The sequence below is a fragment of the Plebeiibacterium marinum genome (assembly GCF_026013615.1).
Classification (GTDB): Bacteria; Bacteroidota; Bacteroidia; order Bacteroidales; family Marinilabiliaceae; genus Saccharicrinis; species Saccharicrinis marinus_A.
Map to the genome: position 1 here is coordinate 1 of NZ_JAPDPI010000045.1, position 17,030 is coordinate 17,030.

The window sequence follows — 17,030 nt, forward strand, 5'->3', positions numbered from 1 at the left end:
TTTTAGATAATAGACATTAGACTGATTTACAATTCGCTTAAAATCAATAAGATAATAATTTTGCCATAAATTATTCAATGTATTTGGAATCAGTACATTATAAAAATTTAACGAACTAATGAGATTAGAAACGGAAGTTTTATAGCTTGGCATACATGTTTTCCCGGTGACCTCGTCTGGTGAGAAGGTAATAAAAAACATCCGATGCCAGTATAAACCAACATCGGATGCAAATAATTATTATGACGTTATATTAATTAACAGATCGTTAGATTTTAGATAAGAGACTTATTTGCAAGATGCTTAAAATAAGATCTTTACCTAACTTGAGTTGATTATATTAAGTATCTCATAATCTAACACTTATAAAAAACTAACGAACTATTGATTAATGGGCTTCAGCCAATTCTTTTTGGTAATCAGCCAATAATATTTCCTGCACATCGTGTGGCACAATATCATAACGTGAAAACTTCAGGGTAAACATGGCCCTGCCACCGGTAATAGAACTCAATGAAGTAGAGTATTTGTCCATTTCTTTTAACGGTACTTTTGCTTTGATAACCTCAAAGCCTTTTTCACTGCTCATGCCTTCAATCAAAGCTCTCCTGCCTTGAAGGTCACTCATCACATCACCCATCCTGTCTGAAGGAACTTTAACTTCAACCTCATATACAGGTTCTAGAATTTTTGGCCCGGCATCTCTAAATGCAGCACTAAAGGCGTTTCGTCCTGCTAGTTTAAATGATATCTCATTGGAGTCAACCGCATGCATTTTTCCGTCATAAACACAAACCCTGATGTCTCGTGCATAGGAGCCTGTAAGAGGGCCTTCTTCCATTTTTTCCATGATTCCTTTTAATATGGCGGGTAAAAAGCGGGCATCAATAGCCCCACCAACAATACAATTGTGGAAAACCAATTTTCCGCCCCATGGAAGCTTATGTTCTTCAGTGCCTCTAACATTCATTTTAAATTCCTGTCCGTTAAATTTATATGATGTAGGATCTGGCATGCCTTCTTCGTAAGGCTCAATTACCATATGTACTTCACCAAACTGCCCTGAACCACCAGACTGTTTTTTGTGGCGGTAATCGGCCCTTGCAGCTTTGGTAATAGTTTCGCGATAAGGTATTTTAGGGCGCTCAAAAACAATATTGATCTTGTCGTTGTGTTCAATACGCCATTTCATGGTATTTAAATGGAATTCTCCCTGTCCGTATATGATAATCTGCTTTAATTCTTTTGAGTATTCAATAATCAGGGTTGGATCTTCTTCGTGCATGCGTTGCAATATTTCCCCTAATTTTTCATCATCATGTTCGTTTTCAGGCCGTATAGCAGTCCTGAATTTATAGTCTGGATAATGGATTGGCTCAAAAACAAAGTTGCATCCCTTGCCATTAAGGGTGTCGTTGGTTTTTGTTTCTTTAAGCTTAACCGTAGCACCAATATCACCAGCAACAAGTTCTGATATTTTAGAACGTGTACTTCCTGCCACGCAGTATAATTGCGACAATCTTTCCTTAGCACCCTTGGTCATGTTAATCAAATCCATGCCTTCAGCTACCTTACCCGACATTACCTTAAAAAAGGATACCTCGCCAAGGTGAGGCTCGATACTTGTTTTAAAAACAAAGATAGAAGAAGGGCCTTCTGCAGAACAGCTTACCTCTTGTGCATCTTTTGTTATAGGCTTTGGCATTTCAGATACAAAAGGAACAATATTTCCCAGGAATTCCATCAGGCGTCGAACGCCCATGTCTTTACTTGCAGAAACACAGAAAACAGGATATAAGTCGCGGGCTATCAGCCCTTTTTTCATACCGGCACGCATTTGGTCTTCATTAAGGGTGCCTTCTTCAAAGAAAAGTTCCATCAGGTCCTCGTCGTTTTCTGCAGCAGCCTCAACCAAAGCATTGTGCAATTCATCAGCTTTTTCTTTTTCACTTGCCGGGATATCCAGGATTTCGGGCTTACCACCATCTGGTCCCCATTGGTACATCTTCATTTTTAACACATCAACCAATGCATTAAAGCCTTCTCCTACATTTACTGGATATTGTACTATAACTACTTTGCTTCCAAAGCTTTCTTTTGCTTGTTCAATAGTCAGTTCAAAGTTTGCCTTTTCGTGGTCAAGTTGGTTGGCAATAAAAATTACTGGTTTCTTATATTGTTCGGTATATCTGAAAAGGTTTTGTGTTCCTACCTCAACCCCCTGGGTAGTATTTAGAAGCATTAAAGCGGTATCTGTTACGTTCAATGAAGTTACTGCGCCTGTAATAAAATCATCTGATCCCGGAGTATCAATGAAGTTCAGCTTTTTTTCAAGCCATTCCGTATACATTACCGATGAAAAAACAGAATACCCATACTCATGTTCTACCGGATGATAATCAGAAACAGTACTGTTATTGTTGATATTGCCTCTGCGGTCAATAACACCACCCTCAAATAACATAGCCTCGGCGAGAGTGGTTTTACCCGAGCCTGAACTTCCAAGAAGGGCTATGTTTTTAATTTGATTTGCTTGATATACCTTCATAAAACTTAAATTTGCGGTCTCTCAATAATCAAATTTCATACTTTAAGCATAGCCCGGCTGTTGCAGGCTTTAAATCACTGTAAACACATGAATATTTGATTAGCGGAGATGACCATGTTAATAAATTAAGGGATTTTTTACCTGACATTTTCAGGATGCGAAACCAGTTCCAGTTTCCTTGAATTGATTTCTAACGATGCATTAAAATTAATAATATTTAGGTAAGAATCAAGTAACCTGATAGTAAACTTCATCTTTAACACAAACTTTTTTGCTTATTGTTTTAAAAATTTTGCTTTCAAAGTTTTTCTGGTTTAATGTTGATTGTGTGCATATTTAGTCGTAATTTGATACATGCCGATTTGGGCGATTCCGGCTTCCTGTTGTTTCTGTAGCAGATGATATGTATGGAGGGATGTATGGATTTCAAACGGTTTTTATTTAAAGCGCAACACTATGAACCTAGAGGGAAAAGGGAAAAAACTAAAGATAATTATTCAAGAATCCGATAAAGTTTATCAGCGTTCTTTGTATGAGGCCATTGTATTTGCTGCCAAAAAGTATACTTTAGCCGGAACTACCGTTATCAAGGGATATATGGGGTACGGAGCAAACGGCCTTAACGATTCTTCTAAAACTTTTGATATTTCATATGAGCCACCCATCATTATTGAAATAGTTGATAAAGCGGAACGTATTGAAGACTTTTCAAAAGTGGTTTCCAGCCTTCTTGAAAAAGCGGATGGAGCAGGCGTTGTTTACATTGAAGATGTGGACATTGTTTTATACCGGAAAAACGAAAAAGTAAAATCACATTAACGCATAATCAGTAATATTTTTTGGATATTGTGTTTTTAGCTGTTTATTTTGGCAGCAAGAAACAACCCAAGTGAAATGTTTCTCACACAGGAGATGCATTATAAGGGAGTTTCATGTCTGTACTCGCAGACAGGCATCGAATGCCTTTGAAAGTAAAAATTATTTTGAGATGAAAAGATTACGCGTTATCCTGTTGTTTGTTGCCCTTGTTGTTTGCACCCATTTGCATATGCGTGCCCAATCGCCTAAGCTTGTCGTGTTTGTTAATATTGATGAGCTCCAGACGGAGCACCTGCTAAAATTCCGCAATAAATTCAGCCAGCATGGGTTTAATCAATTGATCCGCCAAGGCACTTTTTACCATAATGCTGACTTTCAAAGTGCTTCATCTTACCGGGGCACCAAGTTGCTCAACCTTTTTACGGGGGCCTATCCGGGTATTCACGGAATCATCAACGAAAAGTGGTACGACATAAACCAATCTGCAGTTAAAAATGCCTATGCGTTTGAGGCTCCCGATATTGAAAGCCATCCCGATTCAGGACTTATTGTAACCGCAAAAATTCAAACCAGTACCCTTGCCGATGAATTATTAATGATTACCAGGGGAAAGTCGAAAATTGCAACTATTGGACTGGATGCTGAATCAAATGCTTTTTATGCCAATTCGCAAAATGTATCTAAATTTTGGTTCGATAAAACCAGTGGTGATATCATTACCTCGTTAAACGATTCGGTAAAGCCATGGGTTGATAAGTTTAACTCCATGAAATTTGCCGATATGTATATTAAAAGGCAATGGGGACCGGCATTCGATTTGCGAAAATACCATGAGTATATGACCGGGGAACAGGGGAAAAGACATTTTTTGTATGATTTACATGAAGAATCGGAAAGCACAACTCCATATCAGAAAATTTTAGGAACGCCGTTTGAAAATTATCTGGTGAGGGATTTTGCCGCTGCGTTGCTACTCAATGAAGGGTTTGGGAAAGACGATTTTACGGATATGCTTTCGGTACATTTTACCTGCAAGCCATTTCTTAACAGTAAGGTAGAGCTTTTTGATGCCGAGATTGAAGATATGCTCCTGAGGCTTGACGAACAGATAGAAACCTTTATCCAGGTTGTGAAGGAAAATGTGGGATTGGAACATACGCTCTTTGTTTTTTCATCTACCCCAACTATGAACTGGGGTGTTGAAACCTTAAAGCAGTATAATATCAGTACCGGGTATTTTAACGGGACAAAAACAGCAGCTTTGCTCAATTTGTATTTGATGGCTATCTATGGCCAGGGGAAATGGGTAAAAGGGTATCAAAACAAACAATATTACCTGAATCATAAACTGATTAAAGAAAATGGAGTTTCTTTTGAGGAAATTCAGGATAAGGCAGCCCGGTTTTTACTGGAAGTGTCGGGGGTACAAAATACCATTACCGGACTTAACTTAAGAACCAGCAACTATACCGAAGGGATGTATAGTTTGATGCAAAAATCGTATTATTTTGGAAGATCGGGAGATTTGTTTATTACATTGAAACCAGGTTGGATTGAAGAGACTGAAGAGCAGCATGTGTCCACTTTAAATTCTGAAAAATGTACCATCCCGCTGATTTTTTATGGCTGGAAAGCCAGAGCTATGCAGGTGATTGACAAGGTGAAAATTGTAGATGTTGCTCCAACTATATCCGCATTGCTTGAGATCCCCCGTCCAAATGGAGCTGTAGGTAATCCTTTAAAAGAGATATTGAAATAAATCATGCTAATTTGTGGAGTTTGCGCCAAGGCAAACAAACGCTGAAATTACTAACAGAAAGTATAACCTGGTTATTAGTTGAACCACACGAGACACAAAAAACTCAAAGAATTATAAAGAATATATTATTGCTCTGTGTTTCTTTGAGTTTTTGGCGACTCTGTGGTTAACGTATTATGAAAATCTTTAGTTTTTCAGTTTTTCCAGGGCAGAGTGAATTTTGTCCCAACGTTCTTGTTCCATTTTAGGACCTACAACTTCAATTACATTTCCTGATAAAAGGGCGCCAATCTCGCCACATTTATCCAAAGGTAACAAGTTTAATAATCCATATAAAAATCCTGCAGCGTATAAGTCGCCGGCTCCTGTTGTATCGATACTTTGGGCAGGGATGATGCCAACTTCAAAAGTGGTGTCGAAATGCTTGATCAACGAACCTTTTTTACCTAGTTTCAGAACAGCAATATTGCAATCTTCAGCCATTAAATCCAGGGCTTCTTTTTCTTCTTTTTTAGTAAATGCCTTTGCTTCTTCTTCATTGGCAAATAAAATATCAACATACTTTGAAACCATATCTTTTAAAAATGCATGGTTGTCTTCAACTACATTGAAACTTGCCAAATCAAGTGAAACTATAAGTTTGGCCTCTTTGGCACATTGAAGGGCCTTTTCAATTAGTGGTTGGTTGTATACCAAATATCCTTCAATATGAAAATGCGTATAGCCATGAAACAGCTCTTCAATAATGTCATCCGGACTTAGCTCTACGGCTGCACCTAAAAATGTGGCAAATGTTCTTTCAGAGTCGGGACTAATCAAGGCAATGGCCTTTCCTGATTCTTTATTGCTTGTTAGCAGTTTGGGCTCAATATTATTTTCGCTCATGTCTTTCTTGAAAAAATTGCCCAGGTCGTCGTTTCCAACCTTGCCCAAAAAACCTGTAGAAATACCAAGGCAAGATAGGCCATGGATGGTGTTTGCTGCAGAACCTCCTGAGGCCTGTTCTGTTTTTAAGTGCGAAATATGTTCCAATACCGCCGATGATGTTTCTGCATCGACTAACTGCATACTTCCTTTAGGGAAATTCAATCTTTTCAGTAATTCGTCATCCTCCATCCTTGTTAGTATGTCAACAAGTGCATTTCCCATTCCAAGAACTTTGCTCATAATCAGCTATTTAATATTTTAAGTAGAAAATTTTTAATATTTTTTTCACAAAGATATTGCATATTTTTAAATTTCCACTTACTTTCGCAGCGCATTTGTGAAAAAGACATCTTGGAACGACAAGGTGAAACTGATGAAAATTTTGAAAAAGGAATAAAATAATACTCCTCCTTAGCTCAGCTGGTTAGAGCACCTGACTGTTAATCAGGGGGTCCTAGGTTCAAGTCCTAGAGGGGGAGCATTTTTAAAATACAGGTTACATAAAGTGACTCTCATTCCTCCTTAGCTCAGCTGGTTAGAGCACCTGACTGTTAATCAGGGGGTCCTAGGTTCAAGTCCTAGAGGGGGAGCATTTTAAAATACAGGTTACACAAGTGTAATAACATTCCTCCTTAGCTCAGCTGGTTAGAGCACCTGACTGTTAATCAGGGGGTCCTAGGTTCAAGTCCTAGAGGGGGAGCGGAAAAGAGATCTGATTTATTTCAGGTCTCTTTTTTTTGTATATAATTCTCGCTAATTACTTCGAGTATTATTCATTTTTTAAGTGCATTTGTTATTTTGCATCGTAATTTTGAATATAGAAAATGCGAACTTTTGAATTCAATAGAAATAAGTATAGCAGGGAATTATTAATAGACTGCCTGAATATTAAAGAGATCTCTGCTCTTAGTACTTCCTTGAAAGAAATTCATACTACTTTGTTTTATGAAGTGTATTTCTTTACTGAAGCCAATGGTTCTGTTACGATAGAGGATCAAAGGCATGAATTAAATGGATCCTGTATCGTTTTACTGCCTCCTCTTGTTGCTCGGCAGTGGGATGTTTCTTTTGATGATACTTCATATGTGGTGTTTTTTGAAGACGAGATATTTGAGTATACCTTGAAAGATTCATTTTTCCTTTACCGATTACAGTGTTTCAATTTTAATAGTATCCACTCTATTTTACCAATTAAAGATGGAGCATGCAGTAATTATTGTTTTCTATTAAATAGAATTATTGGGGAGATAGAAAATCTTAAAGAGGATAGTAGCTATTTATTAAACGCCTATTTGTATCAATTGTTGCTTGAGATTAATCGAAACTATGTTAGTTATTTTAATATAAAAGAAGCTTTAAATACAAACTCAGAAATTATTAAATTTAAAACATTAATAAAGAGTAATATTTATTCGGTACAAACTGTGAATGAATATGCTAAATTAATGGGAGTTACACGTAATCACCTTAATAAGTTGTGTTTGGATATTTTGGGAAGAAATGCAAGCGCGATTATAAAACATGAGCTCTTGCTGGCTTGTAAAACGGAATTGTTGGCATCGTGTAGTACTGTATCCGAGATTTCGTATAAGTTTAATTTTTCAGCACCGTCAAATTTCACTCGTTTTTTTAAAGAAACAGAAGGAGTTTCACCAGTTGATTATCGCAAAAAATTTCAAAATGATAAGAATTGATGCAAAATGATAGGGTATAATGTTTTGAATCGTATAATTTTGATTTCAAAATAATAAAAGATAAAAAGATGTCAAAATTAGTAATTGTAACACACCCAAATATTGAGGGTTCGGTAATAAATAGTAAGTGGGTAAATGAGTTAGGAAAACATTCGGAAAAGATTGCAATACATTCATTGTATGAAAAGTATCCGGATTTAAAGATTGATGTAGCTGCTGAGCAAGAGTTATTATCTAAATATGATGAAATTATCTTTCAATTTCCTTTGCATTGGTTTAATGTTCCTTTTGCATTAAAACAGTATATGGATCAAGTTTTAACTTATGGTTGGGCATTTGGACTAGGTGGGGATAACCTGAAAGGAAAAAAGGTTGGCTTTGCTGTTTCTACCGGTGGTTCGCAAGAAACTTATGAGACAATGGTTTCTTTGGAAGAATTGCTGAAACCTGTATATGTTTCGTTTCAATATTGTGGATGTGAGTTATTGCCAACGCACAGATTGTATGGAGCAAATCAGGGTATTACAAATGAATTTATTGAGTCGAATGCAAAAGAATACGCAGATTGGCTTCTTTAATAAATGAATTGAAGATTTTGTATTAAAGCCTTTGGGGATAGCTTCAAAGGCTTTTTTTGTGAATTTAATTCATGCAAAGGTTCAATGAAAGAGATGGTTTCTTATCAATTGGGTCGTTCGGGTAGAATGTAGTTAGATTCTTTTGTGCTTGATATGAGTGTTTGCAACACACCTGATAGGTGACTGCTCTATACCAAATATGCAATTACAACACATATTCTACACTATTCCTTCACTATTCCTTCACTACTGCTTCACTGTTTTGTGTTTTATTGTGCAGGAATAGTGAAGAAAATATGAAGAATGTATAAGCCAGTTCTGTATTTGGTGCATTGTTGTCCCCTGGAAGGTGCGATGCCGGTGTGGGCAAATAGTAGGGTATTTGTAGGGAACTAATAAAAAAAAAGCGCCCAGAGTGGAAGCCTCCGAACGCCTTTATTTTCAATGTGGAGAATATCGGAATCGAACCGATGACCTTTTGACTGCCAGTCAAACGCTCTAGCCAACTGAGCTAATCCCCCGTAATAAATATAGCTTGTAATATTTTACAGTGCTATTTTTTTGAGCAGTGCAAATATACATCTTTTTTCAATAAAAAAAAGCTTTTGTGACAAATAGAGGAAAACTGCTCAAAAACATACCAGAGAACTTTACTATTAAAAAAATATGTTCAAACGAATGTTTAAAATGAAAAAAAAGAACAAATACATTCGTTTTTTGCAATAAAGTCCTATTTTTATGCACTCAATTTTTTTGAAGTAATTTTATATAAGTAATTAATAGTTGATAAGCCATTGAAAAATGGTTAACTTTAGGCATCAAAATTTAGTTTTATTATGGAAGTAAAAAAGTCGCCAAAAGCAGATCTGGAAAATAAAAAGAGAGTTTTTATGCAGATTGGTTTAGTAGTGGTTTTGGCTCTTGTCTTTGCTGCTTTTGAATGGTCTACTAGCGATGTGAGCAGTGATCAGTTCGAAATGGTTGAGGACGTAGACGCTGAGGAGGAAATTGTTCCTATCACCAGACAGGAAGAAGTTAAGCCACCACCACCACCACCACCACCAAAGGTTACCGATGTATTAAACATTGTAGATGATGATGTTGAGCTTGAAGAAGAGCTTGATATTGAGGATACTGAAATTGATGAAGATACAGAAGTAGAATTTGATGTTTCGCTGGAAGAAGAGGAAACTGATGATGCACCTGTGTTCTTTATTGTTGAGGAAATGCCTCAGTTCCCTGGAGGAGATGTTGAATTGAGAAAATTTATTGCTCAATCGGTTAAGTATCCTGTAATTGCGCAGGAAAACGGTATTCAGGGTCGTGTTTATGTGCAGTTTGTTGTTGGTACTGACGGAAGCGTTAAGGACGTGAAAGTTGCACGTGGTGTGGATCCAAACTTAGATAAGGAAGCTATCCGCGTGGTTCAATCCATGCCTAAGTGGAAACCAGGTAAGCAACGTGGTAAAGCAGTTAAGGTATCTTATACTGTACCTATCAACTTTGTATTACAGTAACAATTTATGTTATCATATCAAGGGGCATCTATACGGATGCCCCTTTTTTTGTATCTTTGTGCGCTAATTGAATTTGTTGAAGGATTAATTAATACTGAATGATAGAGCAAATATCAACAAAGAAAGAACTTGAAAAAGTAATATTGGTTGGGCTGCGTACCCCCGGTATTACTGAGCCATTGTTAAATGAATACCTGGAAGAGCTGGCGTTTTTAGCCGAAACGGCAGGTGCAATCCCTGTGGCCAGGTATACCCAGAACCTTCCTATGCCGGATAATAAATATTACGTGGGAAGTGGGAAGCTGGATGAGATTTTGGAAGGAGTTAAGGTTCATGAAGTTCAGTCAGTGATATTCGATGATGAACTTAGTCCTTCACAGTTGCGAAACCTTGAGAGGGAATTGAAGGTGCGTATCCTTGACAGGACAAACCTGATATTGGATATTTTTGCTAAAAATGCGAAAACGGCAGCTGCTAAAACGCAGGTGGAACTGGCGCAGTATCAGTATCTGTTGCCACGGTTAACCCGTATGTGGACCCACCTGGAGCGTCAAAGGGGGGGTATTGGTATGCGTGGTCCTGGTGAAAAGGAAATTGAAACAGACCGGAGGATTATCAGGGATAAGATCACCAAGTTAAAACTTGACCTGGCTAAAATAGACAAGCAAAAATCTACTCAACGAAAAAACAGGGGTAAGATGGTTCGTGTTGCGTTGGTGGGCTATACAAATGTAGGGAAATCTACCCTTATGAATACCATTAGCAAGTCGGAGGTTTTGGCACAGAATAAGCTGTTTGCCACCCTTGATACCACTGTTCGTAAGGTAGTTGTGGGAAACCTTCCATTTCTTGCAGCAGATACGGTTGGGTTTATCCGTAAATTGCCCCATCATTTGGTTGATTCGTTTAAGTCAACCCTGGATGAGGTAAGGGAAGCAGATATATTGTTGCACGTTGTGGATATTTCGCATGGTGGCTTTGAACAACAGATTGAGGTTGTGAACCAAACATTGCAGGAGTTGGAGTGTGGAGATAAGAAAATGATCATGGTTTTTAACAAGATCGACGCCTTTAAATATATTCCTAAAGATGCGGATGACCTGACGCCTATGCAGCAAGAAAACTATTCGTTGGAAGACTTAAGGAAAACCTGGATGGCTAAGGATGTGGATACGGTCTTTATTTCGGCCAGAAACAAGGAAAATTTGAATGGATTTAAAGAATTGGTATATGATGAAGTGAGGAAAATTCATACTGCCCGATTCCCTTATAACGACTTTTTATATCCCAATATAAATTTTGATGAGGAAGAGTTATAGGGAAGATTAAAGATATTTACAATAAAAAAGCTACCCTTGGGTAGCTTTTTTATATATTGCTGTGTTATTTTTTTACCAATCCTGCTTCGATCATATATTCGGCAATTTGCACTGCGTTTAATGCGGCACCTTTTTTAATCTGGTCGCTTACGCACCAAAATGCAATTCCGTTTGGATTAGAGATGTCTTTCCTGATCCTTCCTACAAAAACATCATCTTCTCCGGCAAGGTTAAACGGCATTGGGTATTCGTTTCCTGCCGGGTTGTCAATAACCGTGATGCCTTTGGTTTTTTCACATTCTGTCCTGAATTCTTCCGGAGATACAGGTCTCTCTGTCTCTGCCCAAATAGCTTCGGAGTGTGCTCTCATAACAGGAACACGTACTGTTGTAGCACTCACTTCAATATCAGAATGCATAATTTTTTTGGTTTCATTATACATTTTCATCTCTTCCTTTGTATATCCATTATCGGTAAAAACATCGATATGAGGGATTACATTGAAAAGAAGCTGGTGCGCGAATTTTTCAACAGTTAAGTCTTTATTCTCTGCATATTCTTTTACCTGTTGCTCCAATTCAGCCATTCCCATGGCACCAGCACCGCTTGCCGACTGGTATGATGAAATATGTACCCTTTTGATGTGGGATATATTTTCCAATGCCTTAAGTGCAACAACCATTTGAATGGTGGTGCAGTTTGGATTGGCAATGATGTTGCGTGGTGCATTTTTGCAGTCTTCAGCATTTACTTCAGGAACTACCAAAGGTATGTCATCCTCCATCCTGAAAGCACTTGAGTTATCAATCATTATGGCGCCATGCTTGGTAATTGTTTCTGCAAAATCTTTTGAAGTGCCTCCTCCGGCCGAGGTTAATGCGATATCAATATCTTTAAAGTCGTCATTATGACATAGCTCCTTAACCGTTAATTCTTTTCCCTTGAATGTGTATTTCTTACCGGCACTTCTTGCCGAACCAAATAAAACCAATTCATCTAAAGGAAAATCACGCTCCTCAAGAACCTTAAGAAATTCCTGTCCTACAGCGCCACTAGCACCAACAATTGCTACTCTCATTAAATTAAAAAATTAAAAATTTATTATATATTTACTTATCAAATAAGGCAATACGTTGTTATTGCCTTATGTTGGTGATGATGATAATTATCATGCAAAAATAAAGTTTTACATTTAACCAGACACCATGTTTCGTTATTTTTTCCTCTTTTTATTTATTCCCACAATTGGCTTTTGTCAAATATCTGAAGACTGGGTACGTTCAGATTTAACTGCTGTTCCTCAATGGATTGGGGATGTAGATTGTTTTTCTATAGATGGAGGTGCCAATAAGTTGAGTTTAAACGCTCCGGCGGAAGCTTCTGAGGTGTTTTTGTTTACTGCATCAGAAGCGGTGGAAGATGCCGTTTGGCAGTTTGATGTTTCTTTCGATTTTAATCCCTCATCGTCCAATTATTCAGTAATTTATTTATGCGCCAATCAGTGCATATGGTCTGAGGATATTGAGGGTTATTATGTTAAAATAGGAGGTCAGTCAGATGAGGTTTCGTTGTGGAGGCGTAAAGGCGGCGTTGAGATCAGGATCATTGATGGGAGAGACAAGGTATTGGATTTGTCTGCATGTAGTGTTTCAATAAAAGTTGAAAGGGATCGTTTGGGGAACTGGATTTTGAGTACTGATGTTGGAGCAGGAGGTGTATATGTGGAGGAGGGGAGAGTGTTGGATTCTGAAATAGTCCAAAGTCAATATTTTGGAATCTATTGTAAATTCACCGCCACGAGAAGTACAAAATTCCACTTTGGACCCATCAATGTAACGGGAAATGCCTTTCGTGATGTAATCCCTCCTGAAATAGTAAGCCATAAATTAATTCAGGGGAGCTTGTTGGAGTTGGGTTTTACCGAAGAGTTGGATGTAAACTCTGTTAGCGAAGCTATTATCAGGGTAAATGGGGAGTTGTTGAATATTACAAAAACAGAATCGTCAGGAGAGGCTATGCTTATTGTTTTTGGCGAAAGGGTGAATGATGCAGGGCATGGTGAAATAAACATCTCCGGATTTAAAGACGTGTATGGGAATACAATTCGTGATACAACAATTTACTACTGTTATTATAAACCTGAGCGTTTTGATTTGCTGATAAGTGAAATTATGGTTGACCCCACGCCTTCTGTTGGTTTGCCTGAATATGAGTATCTGGAGTTGTATAACAGTACACCGCATCCGATACAGTTAGAGGGTTATCAAATCATCATTAATGACAAAAGTTCAATTCTTCCTTCATATAATATACAAAGCTCTGAGCATATTGTTTTAGCAGATTTGGAAAGTAATGAAGGAATGGGAGAGATACCGCTGTTGTTAGTTGACGGGTTTGGTGCAATGACCAATTCCTCGGGAGAGATCGTTATTGTAAATGATGAGGGTCAGGTTTCAGATGCAATCAGATATCCGCTTAATATCGGGGATAAGGATTTTAAGTGGGATGGAGGATGGTCGTTGGAAAAGAAAGATTATCAGAATTTTGACCAGAGTGGTAATAATTGGAAGTACTCTATGGATCTGGATGGAGGTACTCCGGGTGAAATTAATTCTGTATGTGGTGAAAATAATGATGGTTCACAACCTAAGGTTAATTATATATCGTATTTAAACGATTCGGTTTATCAGATAAGGTTTAGTGAGGCTATTGATACAATGACCTTAGTTGGAACATTGCAAGTTGAAGGAGCTGAGGTATGTGGGATTATTACCGATTCGATTTATTTAGATAACGTAATAATGACTCTCGCCTCAAAATTAAGTAAGAAGGAAGTAAAGGTATTGGGGCTTGATGGATCAATAGCCGATGTAGCTGGGAATGCAATCGTAAATGATTATCAATGGTTGTTGGGAGTTCCGGAGCGGGTCGATTCATTTGATGTTTGTATAAATGAGCTTGTTTTTAATCCTGAATCGGGGGGCTATGATTTTATTGAGCTGTTCAATCGTTCTGATAAAATTATTAATCTTAGTGACTTAAATGTGGCATCTGCCCAAAATGGTTTATTGGATAAACTCAATTGCTTGAATGATAAGAACCAATTGATGTTTCCGGGAGAATACTGGGTTCTGTGTGAAGATACTTCGTGGTTGAATGATAGGTATACGGATTGTTGCTTCCAGAGGTCGTTGGAATGTGATTTACCCTCTTTAAATAACGATAAAGGGAATGTTGCCATTACGCTTGGGAATGGTAAGATAATTGATTTTTTGGAGTATACTGAAGAAATGCATTTCGCTTTATTAAATAGTTATGACGGAGTTTCCTTAGAGCGGCTGGATGTAAACAGGCCAACGAATGATGAGAACAATTGGCATTCGGCATCCTCTGTTTCTGGTTTTGCAACGCCATCACTTCAAAATTCTCAAAAGATGGTTGTGCAGGAAAGCAAAAATGATAAAAGGTGGATATGGTTAGAAGAAGATGTGTTTAGTCCTAATGCAGATGGTGATAATGATTATTTAGTTATTAATTATCAATTGCCTGAGGTTGGTTATACAGGCACGATAAAAGTATTTGACAGGGGTGGACGTCCTGTGGCAACTATTGTAGACAATGCATTGTTGGATGCCGAAGGTTTTGTGAAGTGGGGAGGTGTATTGGATTCAAAAATGAAAGCTCCCATGGGTATTTACCTTATTTATGCTGAAATTTTCTCTTTAAAGGGAGATGTGAAAAAAGAAAAGCTGGTATGTGTAGTAAATGCAGGTGCAAAAAAGTAAAACGAATCAATTACAAGAATCAATGGGGCCCATAAAGAATCTGTTTGTGAAAAGATAAAAACCGCAAAGTGCTTATGTATTAAAAGCCCGTTTGCGGTTGCTTGACTCTTTATCTATATTTTGTTTGAAGCTGTTATTTGTGCTTATATTGAGGCTACTAGTTCTTTTATTACAAAAGTCATGGTAGGCTCGGCTTTGGCTGCTACTTCCTGAACCTCTTCATGTGATACTTCAACAATTTCACCGGGAACTCCAGAGTCTGTTATTATGGACACACCAAAGCAGGTCATGTTCATATGGCGCGCCACAATTACTTCAGGAACTGTAGACATGCCCACAACATCTGCCCCTAAAAATCGAAACATCTTATATTCTGCAGGTGTTTCAAATGTAGGTCCGGTGGTACCTACGTAAATTCCTTTTTTAAGGTCAATATTGTTTTGGGAAGCTATTTCAAATGCTTTGGCAACCAGCTTTTTGCAATAGGGTTGGCTCATGTCGGGAAAACGAGGCCCCAGTTCGTCAATATTTTTGCCTATTAAGGGGTTGGTGCCGAACATATTTATCTGGTCGTTAATAATCATAACATCACCAACCTTAAAATCAGGGTTTAAGCCACCGCTTGCATTGCTTACAATCAGGGTGTTGATGCCCATCAGTTTCATTACCCTAACCGGAAAGGTAACTTCTTCCATGCTATAGCCTTCATAATAATGAAATCGCCCTTGCATGGCAACAATGTTTTTGCCACCCAGTTTACCAAAAATAAGTCTCCCTTTATGCCCTTCAACCGTAGAAACGGGAAAATTTGGGATGCTATCGTAATTTAGTGTTGATTCAATTTCAATTTCCTCTACCAAGCCGCCAAGTCCTGTGCCCAGGATAATCCCGATAGTGGCTTCTGTATTTGATTTTTGAATAATAAAATCAGCTGTTTCTTTTATTGTGCTTAACATAGTTGATTATTTTCTCCTTAAACTCTTCCTGTTGGTTATTTAGCATCTTTACTTTAATTGGAATGTACCAAATATGAGGCGCTAAAACATGCGTATTGTTAATTATTTCTTTAAACCTTACGGCATCCTTTTCTGTAGTAAGAATCATTTTGCCAGCATTTGGAATTTTCTCAAATTCCTGATTAATCCTTTTAATGTCAGTTTCTGTAAACTGATGGTGATCCGGAAAATGCACTGTTCTTACTTTTTTACAAATAGAGACGAGATATTTTAAAAGCGGTTCAGGGTTTGCAATACCGGTTACCAACAATACTTCTTTCTCTAAAAAATCTTTATGCGTTAATTGTTTATGATCACAAAATAACGAAATACTATTTTGATATGCAACAGAAGAAAAATAAACCGACTGGTCGGTGGTTAAATTTAACTTTTGGGTAATATATAATTGTTGTTCTGTGCTAAGTGAAGGCGGGCATTTGCTAACGATGATGATGTTGGCTCTTTTTTTCCCTTTAACAGGTTCCCTTAACTCCCCGGCAGGGAGCATAAAGTCTTTCCAAAGTGGCCTGTTGTAATCCATCACTAAAATGCTCAAACCGGGGGAAACATAACGGTGTTGGTAGGCGTCGTCCATAACAACCAGATCGGGTGAATCAGGTAGTTGGAGCATCTTGTCAATACCATCAACCCGTTTTTCGGCTACGGTAACCAGCAATTCAGGGAATTTACTTTTGATCTGAAAAGGTTCATCGCCCAGGTCTTGTGCTGTGCTGTTTTGGGTTCCCACAACCACGCCCTTTGTTTTTCTTTTATATCCTCTGCTGATCAGTCCAACTTTATAATCAGATTTTAGGGTGTCGATTATCAGTTCTGTTAAGGGGGTTTTCCCGGTTCCGCCTACAGTAATGTTGCCAACAGAAATAACCGGAATCCCGTACTTTTTTGAAGGTAGTTTTCCTGTGTCGAACATGAGGTTTCGGATACGAATCAGCATACCATAAGTACAGCCAAATGGAAGTAGCGCCAGGCGCATGTATTTCAAAAATTTCATACCTAAGCTTTTGTTTCTGTTGATTTCTGCTTGTTCCTTATACGGAAAAAAGGCTACCCCAAGGGATAGCCTTTGAC

The 17,030-nt window shown here is 37.9% G+C and carries 12 protein-coding genes and 4 tRNA genes; 10 read left to right on the top strand and 6 right to left on the bottom strand.

Annotated features, from left to right (window positions below; all coding sequences use genetic code 11):
* Positions 1-388: 388 nt before the first annotated feature.
* Complete coding sequence (gene fusA2, locus OM074_RS17145; RefSeq protein WP_301201715.1) at positions 389-2,548, bottom strand: elongation factor G2; 2,160 nt, start codon at positions 2,546-2,548, stop codon at positions 389-391.
* A 456-nt stretch (positions 2,549-3,004) separates the two neighbouring features.
* Here fusA2 and OM074_RS17150 point away from each other — a divergent pair, with 456 nt between their 5' ends.
* Together OM074_RS17150 and OM074_RS17155 are read left to right on the top strand one after the other, a co-directional pair.
* Positions 3,005-3,367: a DUF190 domain-containing protein gene (locus OM074_RS17150; RefSeq protein ID WP_301201717.1), complete on the top strand. Its 363-nt coding sequence runs from the start codon at positions 3,005-3,007 to the stop codon at positions 3,365-3,367.
* Between the two features lie 169 nt (positions 3,368-3,536).
* Complete coding sequence (locus OM074_RS17155) at positions 3,537-5,126, top strand: alkaline phosphatase family protein (protein ID WP_301201719.1); 1,590 nt, start codon at positions 3,537-3,539, stop codon at positions 5,124-5,126.
* A 186-nt stretch (positions 5,127-5,312) separates the two neighbouring features.
* On the opposite strand, the gene OM074_RS17160 is transcribed toward OM074_RS17155, so the two are convergent.
* The gene (locus OM074_RS17160) at positions 5,313-6,293 is read right to left on the bottom strand and encodes an adenosine kinase (RefSeq protein ID WP_301201721.1); all 981 of its coding nucleotides are present in this window, start codon (positions 6,291-6,293) and stop codon (positions 5,313-5,315) included.
* Between the two features lie 165 nt (positions 6,294-6,458).
* Between OM074_RS17160 and OM074_RS17165 the strand changes: the two genes are divergently transcribed.
* The 5 genes from OM074_RS17165 (at position 6,459) to OM074_RS17185 (ending at position 8,325) form a co-directional block, all read left to right on the top strand.
* A tRNA-Asn gene (locus tag OM074_RS17165) sits at positions 6,459-6,532 on the top strand.
* 37 nt (positions 6,533-6,569) lie between these two features.
* Positions 6,570-6,643: transfer RNA gene (locus OM074_RS17170), tRNA-Asn, on the top strand.
* 36 nt (positions 6,644-6,679) lie between these two features.
* Positions 6,680-6,753: transfer RNA gene (locus tag OM074_RS17175), tRNA-Asn, on the top strand.
* A gap of 124 nt (positions 6,754-6,877) precedes the next feature.
* Positions 6,878-7,747: an AraC family transcriptional regulator gene (locus OM074_RS17180; protein ID WP_301201723.1), complete on the top strand. Its 870-nt coding sequence runs from the start codon at positions 6,878-6,880 to the stop codon at positions 7,745-7,747.
* Positions 7,748-7,815: 68 nt separating this feature from the next.
* Entirely contained in the window at positions 7,816-8,325 is a 510-nt protein-coding gene (locus OM074_RS17185) for an NAD(P)H-dependent oxidoreductase (protein ID WP_301201725.1), read from the top strand.
* 447 nt (positions 8,326-8,772) lie between these two features.
* Here OM074_RS17185 and OM074_RS17190 read toward each other — a convergent pair.
* Positions 8,773-8,846, bottom strand: a tRNA-Ala gene (locus tag OM074_RS17190).
* A 315-nt stretch (positions 8,847-9,161) separates the two neighbouring features.
* On the opposite strand from OM074_RS17190, the gene OM074_RS17195 reads away from it, so the two are divergent.
* Together OM074_RS17195 and hflX are read left to right on the top strand one after the other, a co-directional pair.
* A complete protein-coding gene (locus OM074_RS17195) occupies positions 9,162-9,842 on the top strand; it encodes an energy transducer TonB (protein ID WP_301201727.1) in 681 nt (226 codons plus the stop codon).
* 98 nt (positions 9,843-9,940) lie between these two features.
* Positions 9,941-11,161 (top strand): GTPase HflX, encoded by a 1,221-nt coding sequence (hflX, locus tag OM074_RS17200; protein ID WP_301201729.1) that lies wholly within the window; start codon positions 9,941-9,943, stop codon positions 11,159-11,161.
* A gap of 64 nt (positions 11,162-11,225) precedes the next feature.
* Here hflX and OM074_RS17205 read toward each other — a convergent pair whose 3' ends face one another.
* Positions 11,226-12,239, bottom strand: coding sequence for an aspartate-semialdehyde dehydrogenase (locus OM074_RS17205; RefSeq protein ID WP_301201731.1), 1,014 nt, complete (start codon positions 12,237-12,239; stop codon positions 11,226-11,228).
* Positions 12,240-12,366: 127 nt separating this feature from the next.
* Here OM074_RS17205 and OM074_RS17210 point away from each other — a divergent pair, with 127 nt between their 5' ends.
* A complete protein-coding gene (locus OM074_RS17210; protein ID WP_301201733.1) occupies positions 12,367-14,946 on the top strand; it encodes a lamin tail domain-containing protein in 2,580 nt (859 codons plus the stop codon).
* Positions 14,947-15,089: 143 nt separating this feature from the next.
* Here the strand turns inward: OM074_RS17210 and OM074_RS17215 are convergent, their stop codons facing one another.
* Together OM074_RS17215 and lpxK are read right to left on the bottom strand one after the other, a co-directional pair.
* Positions 15,090-15,902, bottom strand: coding sequence for a purine-nucleoside phosphorylase (locus OM074_RS17215; protein ID WP_301201735.1), 813 nt, complete (start codon positions 15,900-15,902; stop codon positions 15,090-15,092).
* Positions 15,874-16,953 (bottom strand): tetraacyldisaccharide 4'-kinase, encoded by a 1,080-nt coding sequence (gene lpxK / locus OM074_RS17220; RefSeq protein WP_301201737.1) that lies wholly within the window; start codon positions 16,951-16,953, stop codon positions 15,874-15,876. Before lpxK ends, OM074_RS17215 begins: the two co-directional genes overlap by 29 nt.
* Positions 16,954-17,030 lie beyond the last annotated feature (77 nt).

Bases quoted from the DNA above. Each gene is read 5' to 3' on its own strand.
- fusA2 (WP_301201715.1), bottom strand. From the start codon at position 2,548: ATGAAGGTATATCAAGCAAATCAAATTAAAAACATAGCCCTTCTTGGA.
- OM074_RS17150 (WP_301201717.1), top strand. From the start codon at position 3,005: ATGAACCTAGAGGGAAAAGGGAAAAAACTAAAGATAATTATTCAAGAA.
- OM074_RS17155 (WP_301201719.1), top strand. From the start codon at position 3,537: ATGAAAAGATTACGCGTTATCCTGTTGTTTGTTGCCCTTGTTGTTTGC.
- OM074_RS17160 (WP_301201721.1), bottom strand. From the start codon at position 6,293: ATGAGCAAAGTTCTTGGAATGGGAAATGCACTTGTTGACATACTAACA.
- OM074_RS17180 (WP_301201723.1), top strand. From the start codon at position 6,878: ATGCGAACTTTTGAATTCAATAGAAATAAGTATAGCAGGGAATTATTA.
- OM074_RS17185 (WP_301201725.1), top strand. From the start codon at position 7,816: ATGTCAAAATTAGTAATTGTAACACACCCAAATATTGAGGGTTCGGTA.
- OM074_RS17195 (WP_301201727.1), top strand. From the start codon at position 9,162: ATGGAAGTAAAAAAGTCGCCAAAAGCAGATCTGGAAAATAAAAAGAGA.
- hflX (WP_301201729.1), top strand. From the start codon at position 9,941: ATGATAGAGCAAATATCAACAAAGAAAGAACTTGAAAAAGTAATATTG.
- OM074_RS17205 (WP_301201731.1), bottom strand. From the start codon at position 12,239: ATGAGAGTAGCAATTGTTGGTGCTAGTGGCGCTGTAGGACAGGAATTT.
- OM074_RS17210 (WP_301201733.1), top strand. From the start codon at position 12,367: ATGTTTCGTTATTTTTTCCTCTTTTTATTTATTCCCACAATTGGCTTT.
- OM074_RS17215 (WP_301201735.1), bottom strand. From the start codon at position 15,902: ATGTTAAGCACAATAAAAGAAACAGCTGATTTTATTATTCAAAAATCA.
- lpxK (WP_301201737.1), bottom strand. From the start codon at position 16,953: ATGAAATTTTTGAAATACATGCGCCTGGCGCTACTTCCATTTGGCTGT.